The sequence below is a fragment of the Dyella nitratireducens genome (assembly GCF_014642835.1).
Classification (GTDB): Bacteria; Pseudomonadota; Gammaproteobacteria; order Xanthomonadales; family Rhodanobacteraceae; genus Dyella_B; species Dyella_B nitratireducens.
The window spans coordinates 167,302-184,716 of sequence record NZ_BMJA01000005.1; the positions used below are offsets into that span (position 1 = coordinate 167,302).

Here is a 17,415-nt window from a genome sequence, read left to right on the forward strand (position 1 = left end):
AAGAGCGGCGCGGCACGGCCAGCTTTGCGACAATAGCCTGCCGTTTCATCCACCCTGCCCCGCATGCTGCGACTCACCGACATCAAGCTCCCCCTGGATCACCCCGAGGAAGCCCTGGCTGCGGCCATCCGCGCCAAGCTGCATGTCGGCGCCTCGGCCGTTCGCGGCTATAGCGTTTTCCGCCGTGGCTATGACGCCCGCAAACGCGGGGCAATCCAGTTGATCTATACGCTGGACGTGGACGTGGCTGACGAAGCCAAGGTGTTGGCGCGCTTCGCGGATGATCCGCACGTGCGCCCCACTCCGGATACGGAGTACCGCTTCGTGGCGAAGGCATCTGCCAGGCTGGAGCACCGGCCGGTAGTCATTGGCATGGGGCCATGCGGACTGTTTGCCGGACTGCTGCTGGCGCAGATGGGCTTTAGGCCGATCATCCTGGAGCGCGGCAAGGCCGTGCGCGAGCGCACCAAGGACACCTGGGATCTGTGGCGCAAGCGCAATCTGCATCCGGAATCGAACGTGCAGTTCGGCGAAGGCGGCGCGGGCACGTTCTCCGACGGCAAGCTGTATAGCCAGATTTCCGATCCCAAGCATTACGGCCGCAAGGTGCTCACGGAATTCGTGAAGGCCGGCGCGCCGGAAGAGATCATCTATGTAAGCAAGCCACATATCGGCACCTTCCGCCTGGTGACGATGGTGGAGAACATGCGCAATACCATCGAAGCGCTGGGCGGTGAAATCCGCTTTCAGCAACGCGTGGATGATTTGCTGGTCGACACCGATGCAGAAGGTGCACGCCATGTTCGCGGCGTTACGCTGGCAAACGGCGAACAGATCCGCACGGATCACGTGGTGCTGGCGTTAGGCCACAGCGCACGCGATAGCGTCGAGATGTTGCACAAGCGCGGCGTGTATCTGGAGGCCAAGCCGTTCTCGATCGGCTTTCGCGTGGAGCATCCGCAATCGATCATCGATCGCGCCCGCTTCGGCCCGCAGGCAGGCCATCCCTTGCTTGGCGCGGCGGATTACAAGCTGGTGCATCACTGCCGCAATGGCCGCTCGGTGTATAGCTTTTGCATGTGCCCTGGTGGCACCGTGGTGGCCGCCACCAGTGAGCCAGGACGCGTGGTGACCAATGGCATGAGCCAGTACTCGCGCAACGAGCGCAATGCGAATGCGGCCATTGTGGTAGGCATCGAGCCCGGCGATTTCACGCCGTATGACGATAGCGGCAGTCCGCTTGCCGGCATCGCGCTGCAGCGTCATCTGGAAAGTCGCGCGTTTGAATTGGGCGGCGGCACCTATGATGCGCCGGGCCAGCTTGTCGGCGATTTTCTTGCGGGAAGGCCGTCGACAGCGTTCGGAGAGGTGCAGCCTTCGTATAAGCCAGGCGTGCATCTGACGGATCTGGCGCCAGCCTTGCCGGATTACGCGATAGAAGCCATTCGCGAGGCCATGCCGGCCTTCGATCGCAAGATCAAGGGATTCGCGCGGCCGGATGCCCTTTTCACCGGCGTGGAAACACGCACTTCGTCACCGGTGCGTATTCGCCGCAACGATGACGACCTGCAAAGCCTCAACACACGCGGCCTGTTTCCCGCCGGTGAAGGTGCGGGTTATGCAGGCGGCATTCTTTCAGCCGGCGTCGACGGCATCCGCGTGGCGGAAGCGGTGGCGCTGAGCATCACGCATCAGGAAATCCATGCTTACTGATGCAATCAAAGACAGCATTCGCGATGCCTATGCGCGCGTGAAGGATGGCCTGCCAGGCTTTCGCGCGCGCGCGGCGCAAACGCGCATGATCGCCGAAGTGGCCAAGGCATTGGCGCAGGCAGGCGGTGCGGCGGTTATCGAGGCGCCGACCGGCACCGGTAAATCCATGGCCTACCTGATCGCTGGCACGGAAGCGGCAAAGGCGCTGAAGAAGAAGCTGCTGATTGCCACTGCCACGGTTGCCTTGCAAGAGCAATTGGTGGAACGCGATATTCCGCTGTTCCTGAAACTCAATGGCCGCGAGATGAAAGTGGCGCTCGCCAAGGGACGTGGCCGCTACCTGTGCCCGCGCAATTTACGCATGGCCAGCAGCAGTTTGGCCGAAAGTGCGCAGATGGGCTTGGGCTTGGATGCCGATCTTGCTTTGTGGAGCAAACCGCCGGCCGAGCGTGACAAGCAGGTACTGCGCAAGCTCACCGACGCCTTCGATCGCAATGAGTGGAACGGCGACATGGATGCCGCGCCCGACACACCCGGCGACATGCTGCGCGCCATGATCACCACCAGTACCGGCGGCTGCACCGGCCGCCGCTGCGCGTACTTCATGCTCTGCCCGTTCTTCGCCGCGCGCCGCGCCGCGGCAGATGCAGACATCATCGTCGCCAACCAGGATCTGGTGCTTTCGGATCTCACCCTATCCAGCGGCGAAGAGAGCTGGGGCGGCGTGTTCCTGCCCAAGCCGGAAGAGACGCTGTACGTGTTCGACGAAGCGCATCACATGCCCGGCAAGACCATCGATCGCGGTGCCTCTGAAGTGGCGCTCAACTTCGCGGTACGCCAGATCAGCCGGCTCGGCCGGCAGGTTCACGCGGCCTATTCGCTGACCGACAAAGAGGTGATCGGCAAACTCACGCTCGATGCCGGCGACGAAAAACTGCAGGAGTTGAGTGACGCGTTGGAAGCACTGGAAAAGGAAATCCGCCAATCGTGGCTACCCGATCCGGCGGAAACCGAACCGGTCTATCGCGGTTCACTGGGACAGCTGCCGGACAACTGGGTGCATCACGCCACCTTGCTCTACATCGCCAGTAGCGAAGTGCAGCGCTGGCTCACCGTCGTGCGCCGCACTGTCACCGAGATGAGCGAAGGCGGCCCGACACAAGAAGCGTTGTCGCGCGAATTGGGCATGGCCATGGAACGTATCGATCGCCAGGTGCGTACCTGGCGCGCATGGTCCAGTGATGATCCGGAACATGCACCGCCACTGGCGCGCTGGGTGACGCTATCGAACGATCAGCAACTGGTTTGCCATGCTTCCGCCGTTTCCGCGGGCGCGTTGTTACGCAGCATTCTCTGGGACAACGCCAGCGCTGCCGTGATGACCTCCGCCACGTTGAGCGTCGGCGGCAACTTCCGCGGTTTTGCCGATGCGGTAGGTTTGCCGGACGATGCGGTAACGGTGAGTCTGCCTTCGCCGTTCGATCTTGGCGCGCAAGCACGGCTGGAGATACCAGCCATATCCGCGATGCCCGATGCACGCGAGCAGCACGCGCAGGAAGTCACCGACTGGCTTGCCGACAATCTGGATTGGGATGCCGGCAACCTGGTGCTATTCACGTCACGTGCGAAGCTCGAACGCGTGCTGCAACGTCTTCCGATCGACAAGGTGCGCAAAGTGCGCGCGCAAGGTTCGCTGGGCAAGACGCAATTGATTGCCGAGCACGTCGCCACCATCGAGGCCGGCAAAGGCAGCACGCTGTTCGGCCTGGCGTCGTTCGGCGAAGGTTTGGACCTGCCCGGCAAGTTGTGTGAGACGGTAGTGATCACGCAATTGCCATTTGCCGTGCCGACGGATCCGGTCGGTGCCACGTATGCCGAATGGCTGGAATCGCGCGGGCGCAATCCTTTTATGGAAGTGGCAGTACCGGAAGCCACGCGATTGCTTATTCAATATTGCGGACGATTGATTCGCAGTGAGTCGGATCGCGGCCGCATCGTGTTGCTGGATCGCCGTGTCATTACGCGGCAATACGGCAGCCAGATGCTTAAAGCCCTGCCTCCCTTTCAACGCGTGATCGAGCGTACTGCATGAGCATCATCCGTCTGCGCGATTGTCCGGCCGTGCCGTGGAAGAATGGCATGGGGCGTACGCGTGAATTGGCCGTCTATCCTGCCGGTGCAAGCATGGAGGATTTTGCGTGGCGTGCGAGTGTGGCGGAAGTGGATAGCGCTGCACCGTTTTCAGCCTTCGAAGGCGTTGATCGTTACATCGCGCTGCTGGAAGGTGCTGGATTCACGATGACGCTGGACGATGGCCGCAGCCATGCGCTTACCACGCCGTTCGCACCTTTTGCGTTCCCAGGTGAGGCGAAGGTGACGATTGCACTTCAGGGCGGGTCTACGCGTGATTTCAATTTGATGCTGAGGCGGTCGAAGGCACGCGGGGAATTGGTAACTTGGGAAGATGCGGGGCGGCAGGTAGTGGATGATGCCGTAGTGCTGATCTACTGCGCGCGCGGACATGTCGATACGTCGGATGGGCGTATGCAGGCTGGAGATGCATGGTTGCCAACGCCGCTGACTGGGCGTGTCACACTGGATGTCGGGGCATTGGCACTTGTGGCGCGTGTGGAGTTGCTGGGAGATTAACGCCTGTCGCTCGTCATTCCGGCGAAAGCCGGAATCCAGTTTAAATACACCGTGCGAAGCACACAAAACCTATTTTGGATATTGAGTGCTTCGCACAACACGTTTGTACTGGATTCCGGCCTTCGCCAGAATGACGGTGAGGGATATCAAGCTTTACGGTAACTGAGGCCATCATTCTCTTCTGCTTGAGGCGTCCACCATGCTCGTGCTGATCCTCGGTCTTATCCTCTTCCTCGGCCTGCACTCCATCCGCATCGTCGCCGACGACTGGCGTACCCGCCAGATCGAGCGCATCGGCCTGAATCGCTGGAAGGCGATCTACTCCATCATCTCCGCCATCGGCCTCGTGCTGATCGTCGTGGGCTTCATCATGGCGCGGCGCAACCCGGTGATTCTGTACATACCGCCGATGTGGTTGCGGCATCTCAATGCCCTGTTCATGCTGATCGCGCTGATCCTGTTCCCGGCGGCGCGCGTACCGAACAACGCCATCAAGGCCAAGCTGCACCATCCGCAGGTGTTGGCGGTGAAAACCTGGGCCTTCGGCCATCTGCTTGCGACCGGCATGCAGTACGACGTGCTGCTGTTCGGCGCCTTCCTGGTGTGGGCGGTGGCGCTGTTTGCGGCCTCACGCCGCCGTGACCGGCGCCTTGGCACGGTTTATCCGCCGGGCACGGTGAAGGGCACCGTGATAACCGTCGTGGCAGGTATCGTGCTTTGGGCCTTGTTTGCGTTCTGGCTGCATAACTGGCTATTCGGCGTGAATCCCATGGCTTAAGAGGTGCCAGTAGTCATCTACGCCCCAATGACGGGCTACGCTACAGTCAAAGCGTTCGATCGCAGGAGGTAACGCCCCATGGTCGGTTTTCTGCTCTGGTTGGTGCTGCTGGTGTTCTGCTGGCCGCTCGCACTGCTGGCACTGGTGTTGTATCCCATCGTGTGGCTGCTATTGCTGCCGTTCCGCTTGGTCGGCATCACCATGCATGCCGTCTTTGCGTTTCTGAAGGCACTACTGATGTTGCCAGCGCGGGTACTCAGCGGGCGACCCGTTTGAGTGTTGATCGCTGCCGGGTGCCGTAGGTTGGGGTGTAAACCCCAACATCGTGATCCTCAATACATGGCGATGTTGGGGTTTGCACCCCAACCTACGAGACGGCAGTTGGCGTTATTTCTCTGACACCACCGGCAAGCTGATAAAGCTCGCATGATCCGGCGTGTGCCACACGCGCTGTGTCGCTTTCACGTAATCCGACGGCTTTGCGTCAAAGATGTTTTGCACGAAGGTTTGCGGATTGCGGCCATACAGTGCGTCCAGGCTTCGCGATCCTCCCGGCAGCGGTATGACTTTAAGCGATCCGGCGGGCGCGCCATGCATGACTTTTCGCACTACCTCTTGCATTTGTGCGTGCCTGGAGCAGGATGGAGGCCGTATTTTTTGCGGGATGCTGGCCTTGCAAGCTGTCGACACCCTCACGCCCTGCCCTTGCGGCAATCACACCGGTTACACGCGCTGTTGCGGTCCGCTGCATGATGGCGGCATTGCACAAACCGCCGAAGCCTTGATGCGCTCACGCTACAGTGCTTATGTGCTCAAGCGAGAGGATTATCTTTTGGCCACCTGGCACCCCAGTACGCGCCCGGCCAGCCTGAAACTGACGGCGCAGCAGCCGATGCCCACCTGGCTGGGATTGAACGTCAAGCAGCACCAGCAAGAAGGCGAGCACGCCACGGTAGAGTTCGTGGCACGCCTGCGTTACGGCGGCGGCAAGGCGCAGCGCATGCATGAAATCAGTCGCTTCGTGCGCGAGCAGGGGCGCTGGTATTACCTGGATGGGCGGTTTCCAGAATAGGTTGAGCTAACCCAACCTACAAAGGCAGTTCGCTTTCACCTTCGAAACGACCCGCCAGTCCAAACCGCCGTTCCACGATCAATCCTTTGCCGTCATACCCAATCGCCACGATGGTGCAGGCACGCGTGCCATAGCGTTCGCCGCGAATGAATGCGGAAGACAACCAGCGTTCCCGCTCCAACCCCACACCGGTGTCGGGCAGCAGTTCGTCGGGCGCCTGATGTTCGTCGGCCAACGCACGAAACAGCGGCGCAAAATCCACTTCGTGCCCTGCATCCATCCATGCCTGCAGGCGCTGCATCAATGCACGCGTTTTCGGCCACGGCGTATTGAAATCGGCATTGGATAAACCGTGTACGCCCGGCTCGATCGGCTGCGCCTTGGAGGAAGGACGATTGCCGATATAGAAGCCATGCTCGGCGTCGAAGGTGAGCAAGTTGAAGGGGCGATAGCTGGATGCCAATGCCTGCAATGTGTTCGCGTGCCGTGTTGCGTCATCAGGGCCCGCCAGATAATCCGTGGCAAGCAGACCGCGCGATGTACCTTGCTGCGGATCGCTGGGATCGCGCACGTTGGTGACGACACAGCATCGCCCTTCCTTCGCGACGCCTAGCCACGTGCCGCCGGCTTCGAGATCGCGCCCGCCGATGATGGGCATGTCCGTCCAGTGCGATAGCGGCGCGCTTGGGCGCGCGTGGAATTCATCGCGGTTGCCGGCGAGCAGCAGGCGCCAGCGGGGATGGGTTTGCCAGGCGAAGGCGATCAGGCACATGCAGGAAAGGTTACCTTATCGGGATGCCAAGCGCTTTGCGTAGGTTGGGGTGTAAACCCCAACATACCGTGCATGCATGCATCCCCATGTTGGGGTTTACACCCCAACCTACGAATGGGCGACACGCTTTCGCACCGCATCCGCCCAGCGCGCAGCCACCCGCGGCGACGTCATGCACACCGTTTCATCCGTCACCGTGGTCACCGCACGCTCCAGCAATTGAATATCCGCCTCATGCTGACGCGCCACGTGCGGATCCTCGAAGAAGATCGCGCGCTGGCAACGCCGCTCCAGCACCAGGTCGGCAATCTGTGCATCGCCACCCATCGGGCCGCTCTGATAGCGATCCACCCAGTTTTCTCCTTGCGGCCACCCGCGGCTCCATGCCAGCTCGTTCAACTGTTGGCCGGTGGTGCCAGTGGCCACGCGCCGTGCGAAACGCGCAAGCACGTCGAAGTGATCAGCGGCGTACGCCATCATTTGCGGCTTCATCGCGTCATGCGCAATCAAAGCGATCGTCTGCTTTTCCAGCATGTGCAGCGCATCCGCACCGGGATCGGGCGGGAATCCAGCCTGGATACGCTCCATTTCGACCCAATCACGCGCCGACGCCACCGTCGACACGAATGGCTTTTGGTGGATCACGCACTGACGCTTCAGCGCCACAGCTTCAGGAAAGATGGAAGAAGGATCCACCGGATCGATCAAGTAGATCGCGCCATCCAGCGTACGCTGCGGTTCGTGCATGCCCACGACTTCCGCTACGAGTTTCATCAGGCCACCCTCGCGGCCATACGGGTAATGCAGCAATCCGGCGTAATCGGTGAGATAGCCGCTGCGCTCGATGGCGGCATGAGTACGCCCCACCGCATGCAAGTGCAGGTTCAACTCGCGGATGCCCTGTTCGCACACCCGCAGCCAGCGGAACAGCGCCGCATCGTCGTGATCGTGATGAAGTGCGTTGGCGGCAAGACCCATCCGCATCGTGCTTTCCCCTAGTTTAAAAATTCAACCGAAAGACCGGTGACAAACCCCAAGGCACGCTAGCACGACACTGCCTGCCGTATACCGTATGCGCCTTAGTCGCATTGCTCATGACGCATGCATGGGCCCCATCTGCCTTATCCCACTTGGTCAAAGAAAAAGGCGCGCCGGTTGCCCGACGCGCCTTGTGTAACAGCTTGAAGCTCCGCTGGGCTTAGAACTTCACCTTCACGCCAACGTTCCAGAAGCGACCGACAGCACCGGCCTGGCTATAGGTCGGGTTGTAGTTGGTAGCCGCGTAGTTAGCCGGATCGAACGGTGCCTTGCGGTCAAACGCATTCATCAACGATGCGGTGATCGCGACGTGCTGGTTGATGTCGTAGCTACCCGTCAGGTCAAAATCATAGAACGAGCCAACGCGGCAGTTCGACGGCATGAAAGCCGTACCGGCGGCATTGAGGAACAGGCAGGAGCCCGGACCCACGCCGACGTCTTCTGCGATCTCCTGGTAACCGCTGGTGTAGTACAGCGTGCCGGTAACGGTCACCGGTCCGTACATGACCGTGTTGGACCACGAACCCTTGGTGCGCGGCGTACCTGCGCCGGACGACAGGTTATACGGCCCCTGCGTACCGACGTAGTTCTGCACGATGCCGCCCGGCAGGATCATCTGCCACTTGAAGATCTGCGTACCCTGCAGCTCGCTGATGTACTTCACGCTGCCGAAGTCCCAGTGGCCCTGGATATCCACGTCCACACCGGAGGTCTTGAGCGAATTGGCGTTGATGTACTCGCCCGTGAGCACGGCAGGACGCGCCAGCGCACCCGGGTGCTGCGGATCGACCAGATCCGGCGTGATCGTCACGCCCGGCACGGTGCCACCGTTCGCCCAGTAGGCGGCGAGTGCGCTGCCGTAATCCGGCGCAGTAATGACGTTGCTCTTGCGGATGTTGTAGTAGTCCACCGAGGCATTCAGCCAGCTCGTCGGCTGTACGACCACGCCGAAGGTAAAGCTGTCTGCCTTTTCCGGCTTGATGTTGTGGTTCGCCAGCGTGTACTCGGAAATCGAATACGGCGAGGAGCTGTAAGCATTGCCGCCATGCAGATCCTGGAAGCTGGTCGGCGGCGTAATGGTGACGAAGCCCTGCGAGGAGCTGGAACCATTTTCCGCAAAGCTCGGTGCACGGAAGCCCTTGGAGTACGTACCACGGATCGCGACCCAATCCAGCGGCTTCCACTTCAGGCCAATCTTCGGCGAGAAGTTGTTGCCCACGTCGGAGTAATGATCGAAGCGGCCGGAGACGTCGGCTTCCAACGATTCCAGCAACGGCATGTCGAGTTCGGCATAGGTACCGGCCACATCGCGGCTACCCTTGGTGGTGGCGTTGCCCAGGCCCTCGAACTCGAAGTTCGGGTTGAGCGTCGGGTCGTCCTGCGCTTCGTGGCGAACCTGCGCGCCCACGGCCAGGCCCATCGGACCACCCGGCAGATCCCACAGTTCGCGGTTGGCGTTGAAATCCAGCGAATCCAGGTCGGACGTGGAGGTCTTGGCATAACCAGGCGCCAGCGATGCACGGACAGCAGCCGAGTTCGACGACGGATTGGCGAAGTTGTAAGTGCCGTTGTTGATCGCGCTGATCAACGCCGCGTAGTTGATGTAACCGAACTGGTTCGTATCCAGCGACGTGTGGTTGATGGTCGCCGTGGTGGTGTAGTTCCAGTCACCCATGGTGCCCTGGACGCCACCCACCAAACGCATGTTGTGATTGGTGTAGTTGGTGCCACGCGGAATATCACCGAACGCGTAATTGATCGGCGCCGGCTGATTGAACGGGTTGGACGGATTGCCTACCGGCAAGGTGATGCTGTTGGTGTTGACGGGCGTGCTGTTCTGGATCTGCTCGGGCTGGTTGATGCCCCAGGTCTTCGACTGCATGTAGCTGGCAGACAGATACGCCTTGGTGGTGTCGTTGATCTTCACCGTGAAGCGGCCATAGATGCCGCCTTGTTCCGTCTGCGGCTGGATCAGGTTGTACTGATTGGCCAGGTTCTGCGAGCAATAGCTGCCAGGATTCTTGGAGTCATTGGTGACCAGCTTGGAGCCCGCGGTGCAGTTGCCCAGCGGCTGCAACAAACCGGTGGCCGGGTTGGTAATGGAACCTACCGTGGAGCCGATATTGTTGCCGGGCACTTCCGGATTCGGACCGCCGATCGGGCTGAGGTTGTCGGTGTTGTACGGGAAGTCGCGATCACGAGCAAAGATCGGGTTGTCCTTCTCGTACTGCACGCTGAAGTAAGCGTTGTAGCGATCTTTATCCAGATCACCGGTGCCGGCCATGAAGGTGGCCTTCTTGGTGAAGCCGCCGCCATGCTGCGAGTTGCCGACATCCGCCGTGCCTTCGACACCCTGGAAGCTGGGACGCAGGATGATGTTGACCACACCGGCGATCGCGTCGGAACCGTAGATCGACGAGGCGCCGTCCTTCAGCACTTCGATGCGCTCGACCGCAGCGAGCGGAATGGTATTGAGGTCCACGAAGGAGCGCTGGCCGTCGTCGGACACTGCATAGCTGGCGGCACGCTGGCCGTCGATCAGCACCAGGGTGGAGTTCACGGTGAGGCCACGCAGCGCCACGCCCGAAGAGCCGGCAGCGAAGCCGTTGGTGAAGGCGTTGGGGATCGAACCGGAGTTGTCCGCCGAGATGGAGCGCACGACGTCGGAGATGGTGGTGTAACCGCTACGGGCGATCTGCTGCGCCGAGATCACCGTCACCGGCGAAGGGGTTTCCGTGTCGACGCGCGGCAGCGCCGAACCGGTCACGGTGATGGTCTGCAGCTGTTTGGTGTTCTGCGATTGATCCTGCCCAGTGGTTGCAGGAGTGCTTTGCGCGAAAGCGGTGCCAGCGATCGGGGCAAACAGCAAGCCCGCCAACGAGAGCGCAAGCTTATTACGAGTCATTTTTCATACCCTCCGAGGTACAGCGGATTGTTATGCGCCCAACTAGATGGGTAGGGGTGGGGGAAGTTGGGCGGCGTGTGGGGACACGACGGGGTCGGAGTGTTCCACATACTTATGCAATCAGACAAGTCCTTAACATTGCGCAGGACTTTGCGAGGTCCGCCATGAAGTCAAATGCGAAGTGGCGCGACTAATTTCATGCTGCATAAGCAAAATGCACAAAACGCCGAATCTATCTTCGTTAGCAATATGTTTAAGCGTTTGTACGACTTCGTCGACCTGCTCAATCCGGTCTTAACGTCTGACAATCACGTCGAAGCGCCAAATGGAAATTGCCTGATAGCAAAACACCCTCCCTGGTTACAGAGAGGGTGCTGGCAGAACTTTCAAGCATGAGAAAAAAATTTCAGCCCACGGCCACGGCTTCTTTGACTGACGCAGCAATCAACATGCTGGCAATGCTTCTGCCGGCCTCACGGCCGTCATACACCGCACGCACCACCAGATCGGCACCGCGCACGTTATCGCCGCCAGCAAAGATCTTCGAATGGCTGGTCTGATGTGGCAATTGCCCGTTCGCGCCGGTGATCACTTTGCCGGAACGCGCCAGTTCAACACCATGCGCTGCCAACCAGTTTGGTGGGCTCGGTAAAAAGCCAAACGATTGGATCACCACGTCCGCAACGATGTCCGACTCCGTACCGGCAACATTCTTGGGCCGTGGACGTCCATCACCGGTATCGACCAATTCCGTTTCCACCACGCGCACGCCACGCACCTGGCCGTTGCCGTTGTCGAGAATGGCCACCGGTTGGCGATGGAACATGAAGGTGACGCCCTCTTCGCGGCTGTAATTCACCTCGCGCGCGGAACCGGGCATGCTCGCTTCGTCACGGCGATACACGCAGGTGACGGACGCCGCACCAAGACGAATCGCAGTGCGGTTGCAATCCATGCCGGTGTCGCCACCGCCAAGCACTACGACGTGCTTGCCGCGGAAGTCGAACGTGGAAGCTGGTTCGTCGCGCAACACGCGTTCGGTGTTGGCAATCAGGAACGGCAATGCATCGTGCACACCGAGCAGTTCGCGGCCGGGCAATTGGCCATCCACGAAGGTGTAGGCACCGGTGCCGACGAAGATCGCGTCATACTCTTCCAGCAGGGCACCGAATTCCACATCGCGGCCGACTTCCTTGCCGAGCAGGAAGCGCACGCCCATGCCTTCGAGCACGTCGCGCCGCGTCCGCACGACGCCCTTGTCGAGCTTGAACGGCGGAATGCCGAAGGTGAGCAAGCCACCGATTTCGTGCTGGCGATCGTAGACGTCGACGGCGATGCCTTCGCGGCGCAGGCGATCAGCACACGCCAAACCGGCAGGGCCGGCACCGATCACGGCGACGCGATGACCGGTTTCGCGCACCTTGGAAAGATCCGGACGCCAGCCCTGACGCAATGCTTCATCCGTCACCCAGCGTTCGATGCTGCCGATGGTCACTGCGCCAAACGCGGTTTGCTCCAGCGTGCACGCACCTTCGCAAAGACGGTCCTGCGGACACACGCGTCCACAGATTTCCGGCAGCGGATTGGTTTCGTGCATCAGCGTGGCCGCTTCGAGAATGCGACCCTGCTGCACCAGCTTCAGCCAGTTGGGAATGTAGTTGTGCACCGGGCAGGCATGTTCGCAATACGGGTTGCCGCAATCGATACAGCGCTCTGCCTGCGTAGCTGCCTGCGGCGATGCAAAGTCGCCGCCGATTTCGCCGTAACCGAGTACGCGCACCGCCACAGGGACGGTGCGCGGCGGCTGTCGGGGTACGTCGAGGAATTGGAACAGTTTGGCGCTCATGCTGCCCTCCGCAGTTCTTCGGCCAGCACGGCAAGGCTCGCGGCTTTGGGTTTCACCAGCCAGAATTTGTATTGCAGGCCGCGGAAGTCACGCAGAATCTGCCGACCCCATTCGCTGCCCGTCAATTCAACATGGCGGGTGACCAATTTCCGCAGGTGTTGCATGTAGTTTTCCATCCCCTCGGGTGAGATACGCAGAATATCAACCAGTTCGTGGTTGTAGCAGTCGACGAAATCGCGCTCGAGATCGAGCACATAAGCAAAGCCGCCGGTCATGCCGGCACCGAAATTGAGTCCGACCTTGCCGAGCACGGCGACCACGCCGCCGGTCATGTATTCGCAGCAGTGATCGCCCGCCCCCTCGACCACGGCGATCGCGCCGGAATTGCGCACGGCGAAGCGCTCGCCGGCGCGGCCCGCGGCATACAGCTCGCCATCGGTGGCGCCATACAGGCAGGTGTTGCCGATAATCGATGCATCCTGGCTGGCATACGGCGCATCCGCCGGTGGACGCACCACGATGCGACCGCCCGCCATGCCCTTGCCGACACCATCGTTCGCTTCGCCAACCAGTTCGATGTGCACGCCGCCGGCATTCCACGCACCGAGACTTTGCCCAGCGGCGCCTTCAAGCTTCAGTTCGATCGGATTCGCATCCATGCCGTGATCGCCATGGCGGCGCGCGACGTCGCCGGACAAGCGCGCACCGATCGCTCGATCGGTGTTCTCGATGCGATAAGCGAACGAACCACCGGTCTTGTTCGCCACGGCAGCCACCGTATCGGCCGCGATCCGCGAAGCCAATTCGGCGTCATCACGCATCGGATTACGCGGCAGCGTGCACGCAAACTCGCTGCGTGCGCTCAAGCCCGAGCCATCGATCAGCGGTGTGAGATCAAGCCGGTGTTGTACCGGCGTGACGCCTTCCAGCTGTTCCAGCAAATCGGTGCGGCCCACGATATCGCCCAATGAACGCACGCCGAGTTGCGCCAGATGCACACGCACGTCCTGCGCGATGAAGGTGAAATAATTCATCACCATCTCGGGCAAACCGATGAAGTGATCCTTGCGCAGCACCGGATGCTGCGTGGCCACGCCGGTGGCGCAGTTGTTCAAGTGGCAGATGCGCAGATACTTGCAACCGAGCGCCACCATCGGCCCGGTGCCGAAGCCGAAGCTTTCCGCACCGAGCAATGCCGCCTTCACCACGTCCAGACCGGTCTTCAAACCGCCGTCGGTCTGCAGGCGCACACGGCCGCGCAGATCGTTGCGACGTAGCGTTTGCTGGGTTTCGGCCAAGCCGAGTTCCCACGGCGTACCCGCGTACTTGATGGACGTAAGCGGGCTTGCGCCCGTGCCGCCATCATGGCCGCTCACGGTGATCAGGTCCGCGCCGGCTTTCACTACACCCGCGGCGACCGTGCCGACGCCTGCGTGCGAAACCAGCTTTACCGAGATCAATGCCTCAGGATTCACTTCCTTCAAGTCGTGAATCAGCTCAGCCAGGTCTTCGATGGAATAGATGTCGTGATGCGGCGGCGGCGAAATCAGGCCAATGCCCGGCTTCGCATAACGCAGGCGCGCAATGGTGGCATCCACCTTGTGGCCAGGCAGCTGACCACCCTCGCCTGGTTTGGCGCCCTGCGCGATCTTGATCTGCAGCACTTCGGCGTTGACGAGATACGCCGGCGTGACACCGAAGCGGCCGGATGCAACCTGCTTGATCTTTGACGCCTTCTCCGTGCCGTAGCGCGCGGGATCTTCGCCACCTTCGCCGGAGTTGCTGCGTGCGCCAAGACGATTCATCGCAATGGCCAGCGATTCGTGCGCTTCCGGCGACAACGCGCCCAGCGACATGCCGGCGGAGTCGAAGCGCTTGAGGATCGCATCGACGGATTCCACGTCGTCCAGCGGAATCGGCGTCGCTGCCTTCAAGCCAAGCAAATCACGCAACGCGGACGGCGGACGATGATCGACGTGATCGGCATACATGCGATAGTCACGCGCATTGCCGGTACGCACCGCGTTCTGCAAGCTGGCGATCACGTCGGGGTTGTACATGTGGTACTCACCGCCGTGCACGTATTTGTACAAGCCACCTGCACGCAGTGATTGCGCCTGATTCCAGGCCTCCGCGGCCAGCAGACGCTGCTCGTGTTCCAGGTCGGCAAAGCCTGCACCGCCGATGCGCGACGGCGTGCCAGGGAAACACAGTTCCACCACTTCCGGCGCCAGGCCCACGATCTCGAACAACTGCGCGCCGCGATAACCGGCGACGGTCGAGATACCCATCTTTGACAGGATCTTCAACAGACCCTTGCGGATGCCGCGGCGATAGCTGCGGCCGATTTCCTGCCGGTCACCTTCGATATGCCCTTCGCGGCCGAGTTCGAACAAGCTCTGGTACGCCAGCCACGGATAGATGGCGGTAGCGCCGAAACCGATCAGGCAGGCGAACTGATGCGGATCGCGCGGTGCGGCCGTCTCGACGACGATGTTGCACTGGCAGCGCAAGCCTTCGTCGATCAGATACGCATGCACCGCACCCGTCGCCAGCAGCGAGTGAATCGGCAGCAGATCACGATTGGGATAACGATCGCTGAGGAACACCAGCGCGCAACCATCACGCACCGCTTGTGCTACTTCACGACACAGTCGGCGCAGCGCGACCTCCAATCCTTCTTCCGGCGCATACATCAGATCGAAGCGCGGCGCGTTCGCGTACTGCGGCATCGCCACCAGCTGACGCAGTTTGCGCTGCGAAAGAATCGGCGAGTTGATCAGGATTTGTGCAGCGTTCTCGGGCTTCAAGTCGAAGACGTTGCCTTCCGGCCCGATCTGCGTGACCAGCGACATCACCAGTTTTTCGCGCAAAGGATCGATCGGCGGGTTGGTGACCTGCGCGAACGCCTGGCGGAAGCGGTCGAACAGCGGGCGCACTTGGCGCGACATGGCCGCGATCGGCGTGTCATCGCCCATCGAACCGGTCGCTTCCGCCTCCAGTTCGGCGATCACCTTCAATACCGTTTCGCGTTCTTCGCGCGAGAGGCCGTACAGCTTCTGGTAGCAGCGCAATTCATCCGCCGGCAGCGGCTCGGCGGCCAGCGATGGATCGATCAGGTCGGACTCAAGGTAACTCACACCCGCACGCAACCAGTCGCGATAAGGCGCGCGCTTGCGGTTGATCTGGTCGATATCGGCATCACGCAGCAGACGATGCGCCTGGAAATCCACGGCGATCATTTCGCCCGGTGCCAGACGGCCCTTGGCGATCACGCGCGAACTCGGCACATCCCACAGGCCCGCTTCGGAAGCGACGATCAGATGATTGTCGTCGGACAGCGCCCAGCGCGCGGGACGCAGACCGTTGCGATCGAGCGTACACACCGCATAACGGCCATCGCACATCACCAGACCTGCAGGGCCATCCCACGGCTCGCTATGCAACGCGTAGTACTCGTAAAACGCGGCCAGGTCTTCATCGATGCCTTCGCGCGCAGCGAAAGCCGGTGGCACCAGCACGCGCATGGCAGCAAGCATGTCCAGTCCGCCGGCCAGCAGCAGTTCCAATGCGTTATCCAGGCTTTCCGAATCGGAACCGCGTTGGCGCACGAACGGGCCGATGTCGCTCAAATCCACCAGCGGCGAACGCCACACCTGCGCGCGCGTCTGCATCCAGCGGCGGTTGGCGCGGATGGTGTTGATCTCGCCGTTGTGCGCGAGCAAGCGGAACGGTTGTGCCAGGCGCCATTGCGGCGTGGTGTTGGTGGAGAAACGCTGGTGGAATACCACGGCATCCGCGACCAGGGCGGGATGACGCAGGTCGTCGAACACGTCGCGCAGGCGGCCCGGCGCTGCCATGGCCTTGTAGCCAATCACTTGGGCGGAGAGCGAGACCACATAGAACTGCGGATCGTCTGCCAGCGCATGCTCGGCACGGCGGCGCGCACGGAACAGCGCACGCTCGAAGCTGGCGTCGTCCATATTGTCCGCGGCATTGATAAAGATCTGCCGCACCACCGGTTTGGCCGCGGCGGCGATCGGGCCGCAGGCCTCTGCATTCACCGCCACGTCGCGCCAGCCCGCCACATGCAGGCGTTCTTCCGCCACGTAGCGCTGCAGCGTCTTGGCGGCTTCACTATCGGCCGATTCAAGGAATACCAGGCCGGCAGCAAAACGCTCACCCAGCGGGATGCCTGCCTGCACCGCCAGCGCACGCAGCCACGAATGCGGGTGATGAATGAGCACGCCGCAGCCGTCGCCGGTCACGCCATCGGCATTCACGCCACCGCGGTGGGAAAGTTTGGCCAGTGCCGTGAACGCCGTGTCGACCACCCATTTACTCGCGCGGCCATCGATCTGGGCAACCAGACCAAAGCCACAGCTATCGTGCTCAAAACTGGGGTCGTACAACCGCGGCAACACTGACATGATCCTGATTTCCTCCCGGTGCGCTAGGGCGCAAAAAGCCTGCCGCCTCGTGAGCGGCAAGCGGCATGCGAAATGGCTTGCAACCCGACTTTAAGCACAACTTGTGCGTCGCGTCAAAGCCGGCTAGACGTCCAAATGAAAAACGGTTGTTAGCTGTATGCGCGCGCGCTAACAGACCAGTCCCCCAAACGCATGCTCAAAGGCGCATTCGG

Annotated in this window: 12 protein-coding genes; 6 read left to right on the forward strand and 6 right to left on the reverse strand. The window is 61.2% G+C overall.

Going from position 1 to position 17,415, the window contains the following annotated elements; all coding sequences use genetic code 11:
* Positions 1-63 precede the first annotated feature (63 nt).
* From IEX75_RS21090 to IEX75_RS21110, 5 genes are all read left to right on the forward strand, one after another.
* A complete protein-coding gene (locus IEX75_RS21090; RefSeq protein WP_188797469.1) occupies positions 64-1,713 on the forward strand; it encodes an NAD(P)/FAD-dependent oxidoreductase in 1,650 nt (549 codons plus the stop codon).
* Positions 1,703-3,805 carry an ATP-dependent DNA helicase DinG gene (dinG, locus tag IEX75_RS21095; protein ID WP_188797472.1) on the forward strand — a complete coding sequence of 701 codons (2,103 nt, stop codon included), beginning with the start codon at positions 1,703-1,705 and terminating at the stop codon, positions 3,803-3,805. Before IEX75_RS21090 ends, dinG begins: the two co-directional genes overlap by 11 nt.
* Positions 3,802-4,362 carry a HutD/Ves family protein gene (locus tag IEX75_RS21100; protein ID WP_188797474.1) on the forward strand — a complete coding sequence of 187 codons (561 nt, stop codon included), beginning with the start codon at positions 3,802-3,804 and terminating at the stop codon, positions 4,360-4,362. The genes dinG and IEX75_RS21100 overlap by 4 nt, the downstream gene beginning before the upstream one ends.
* Before the next feature lie 199 nt (positions 4,363-4,561).
* Positions 4,562-5,140, forward strand: a complete 579-nt coding sequence (locus IEX75_RS21105; RefSeq protein WP_188797476.1) for an NnrU family protein — start codon at positions 4,562-4,564, stop codon at positions 5,138-5,140.
* A 78-nt stretch (positions 5,141-5,218) separates the two neighbouring features.
* Positions 5,219-5,416, forward strand: a complete 198-nt coding sequence (locus IEX75_RS21110) for a hypothetical protein (protein ID WP_188797477.1) — start codon at positions 5,219-5,221, stop codon at positions 5,414-5,416.
* Between the two features lie 111 nt (positions 5,417-5,527).
* Here the strand turns inward: IEX75_RS21110 and IEX75_RS21115 are convergent, their stop codons facing one another.
* Complete coding sequence (locus tag IEX75_RS21115) at positions 5,528-5,737, reverse strand: hypothetical protein (protein WP_188797799.1); 210 nt, start codon at positions 5,735-5,737, stop codon at positions 5,528-5,530.
* Between the two features lie 67 nt (positions 5,738-5,804).
* On the opposite strand from IEX75_RS21115, the gene IEX75_RS21120 reads away from it, so the two are divergent.
* On the forward strand, positions 5,805-6,212 hold the full coding sequence (locus tag IEX75_RS21120; protein WP_229721020.1) for a YchJ family protein: 408 nt from the start codon (positions 5,805-5,807) through the stop codon (positions 6,210-6,212).
* 16 nt (positions 6,213-6,228) lie between these two features.
* Here the strand turns inward: IEX75_RS21120 and IEX75_RS21125 are convergent, their stop codons facing one another.
* From IEX75_RS21125 to gltB, 5 genes are all read right to left on the reverse strand, one after another.
* Positions 6,229-6,984: an NRDE family protein gene (locus tag IEX75_RS21125; protein WP_188797481.1), complete on the reverse strand. Its 756-nt coding sequence runs from the start codon at positions 6,982-6,984 to the stop codon at positions 6,229-6,231.
* A 108-nt stretch (positions 6,985-7,092) separates the two neighbouring features.
* Positions 7,093-7,968, reverse strand: a complete 876-nt coding sequence (locus IEX75_RS21130) for a methylglyoxal synthase (protein WP_188797483.1) — start codon at positions 7,966-7,968, stop codon at positions 7,093-7,095.
* Between the two features lie 214 nt (positions 7,969-8,182).
* Entirely contained in the window at positions 8,183-10,927 is a 2,745-nt protein-coding gene (locus IEX75_RS21135) for a TonB-dependent receptor plug domain-containing protein (RefSeq protein WP_188797485.1), read from the reverse strand.
* A gap of 406 nt (positions 10,928-11,333) precedes the next feature.
* Positions 11,334-12,773, reverse strand: a complete 1,440-nt coding sequence (locus tag IEX75_RS21140; protein WP_188797487.1) for an FAD-dependent oxidoreductase — start codon at positions 12,771-12,773, stop codon at positions 11,334-11,336.
* Positions 12,770-17,203, reverse strand: a complete 4,434-nt coding sequence (gltB, locus tag IEX75_RS21145; RefSeq protein ID WP_188797489.1) for a glutamate synthase large subunit — start codon at positions 17,201-17,203, stop codon at positions 12,770-12,772. Before gltB ends, IEX75_RS21140 begins: the two co-directional genes overlap by 4 nt.
* Between the last annotated feature and the right edge of the window lie 212 nt (positions 17,204-17,415).

Bases quoted from the DNA above. Each gene is read 5' to 3' on its own strand.
- IEX75_RS21090 (WP_188797469.1), top strand. From the start codon at position 64: ATGCTGCGACTCACCGACATCAAGCTCCCCCTGGATCACCCCGAGGAA.
- dinG (WP_188797472.1), top strand. From the start codon at position 1,703: ATGCTTACTGATGCAATCAAAGACAGCATTCGCGATGCCTATGCGCGC.
- IEX75_RS21100 (WP_188797474.1), top strand. From the start codon at position 3,802: ATGAGCATCATCCGTCTGCGCGATTGTCCGGCCGTGCCGTGGAAGAAT.
- IEX75_RS21105 (WP_188797476.1), top strand. From the start codon at position 4,562: ATGCTCGTGCTGATCCTCGGTCTTATCCTCTTCCTCGGCCTGCACTCC.
- IEX75_RS21110 (WP_188797477.1), top strand. From the start codon at position 5,219: ATGGTCGGTTTTCTGCTCTGGTTGGTGCTGCTGGTGTTCTGCTGGCCG.
- IEX75_RS21115 (WP_188797799.1), bottom strand. From the start codon at position 5,737: ATGCATGGCGCGCCCGCCGGATCGCTTAAAGTCATACCGCTGCCGGGA.
- IEX75_RS21120 (WP_229721020.1), top strand. From the start codon at position 5,805: ATGCTGGCCTTGCAAGCTGTCGACACCCTCACGCCCTGCCCTTGCGGC.
- IEX75_RS21125 (WP_188797481.1), bottom strand. From the start codon at position 6,984: ATGTGCCTGATCGCCTTCGCCTGGCAAACCCATCCCCGCTGGCGCCTG.
- IEX75_RS21130 (WP_188797483.1), bottom strand. From the start codon at position 7,968: ATGCGGATGGGTCTTGCCGCCAACGCACTTCATCACGATCACGACGAT.
- IEX75_RS21135 (WP_188797485.1), bottom strand. From the start codon at position 10,927: ATGACTCGTAATAAGCTTGCGCTCTCGTTGGCGGGCTTGCTGTTTGCC.
- IEX75_RS21140 (WP_188797487.1), bottom strand. From the start codon at position 12,773: ATGAGCGCCAAACTGTTCCAATTCCTCGACGTACCCCGACAGCCGCCG.
- gltB (WP_188797489.1), bottom strand. From the start codon at position 17,203: ATGTCAGTGTTGCCGCGGTTGTACGACCCCAGTTTTGAGCACGATAGC.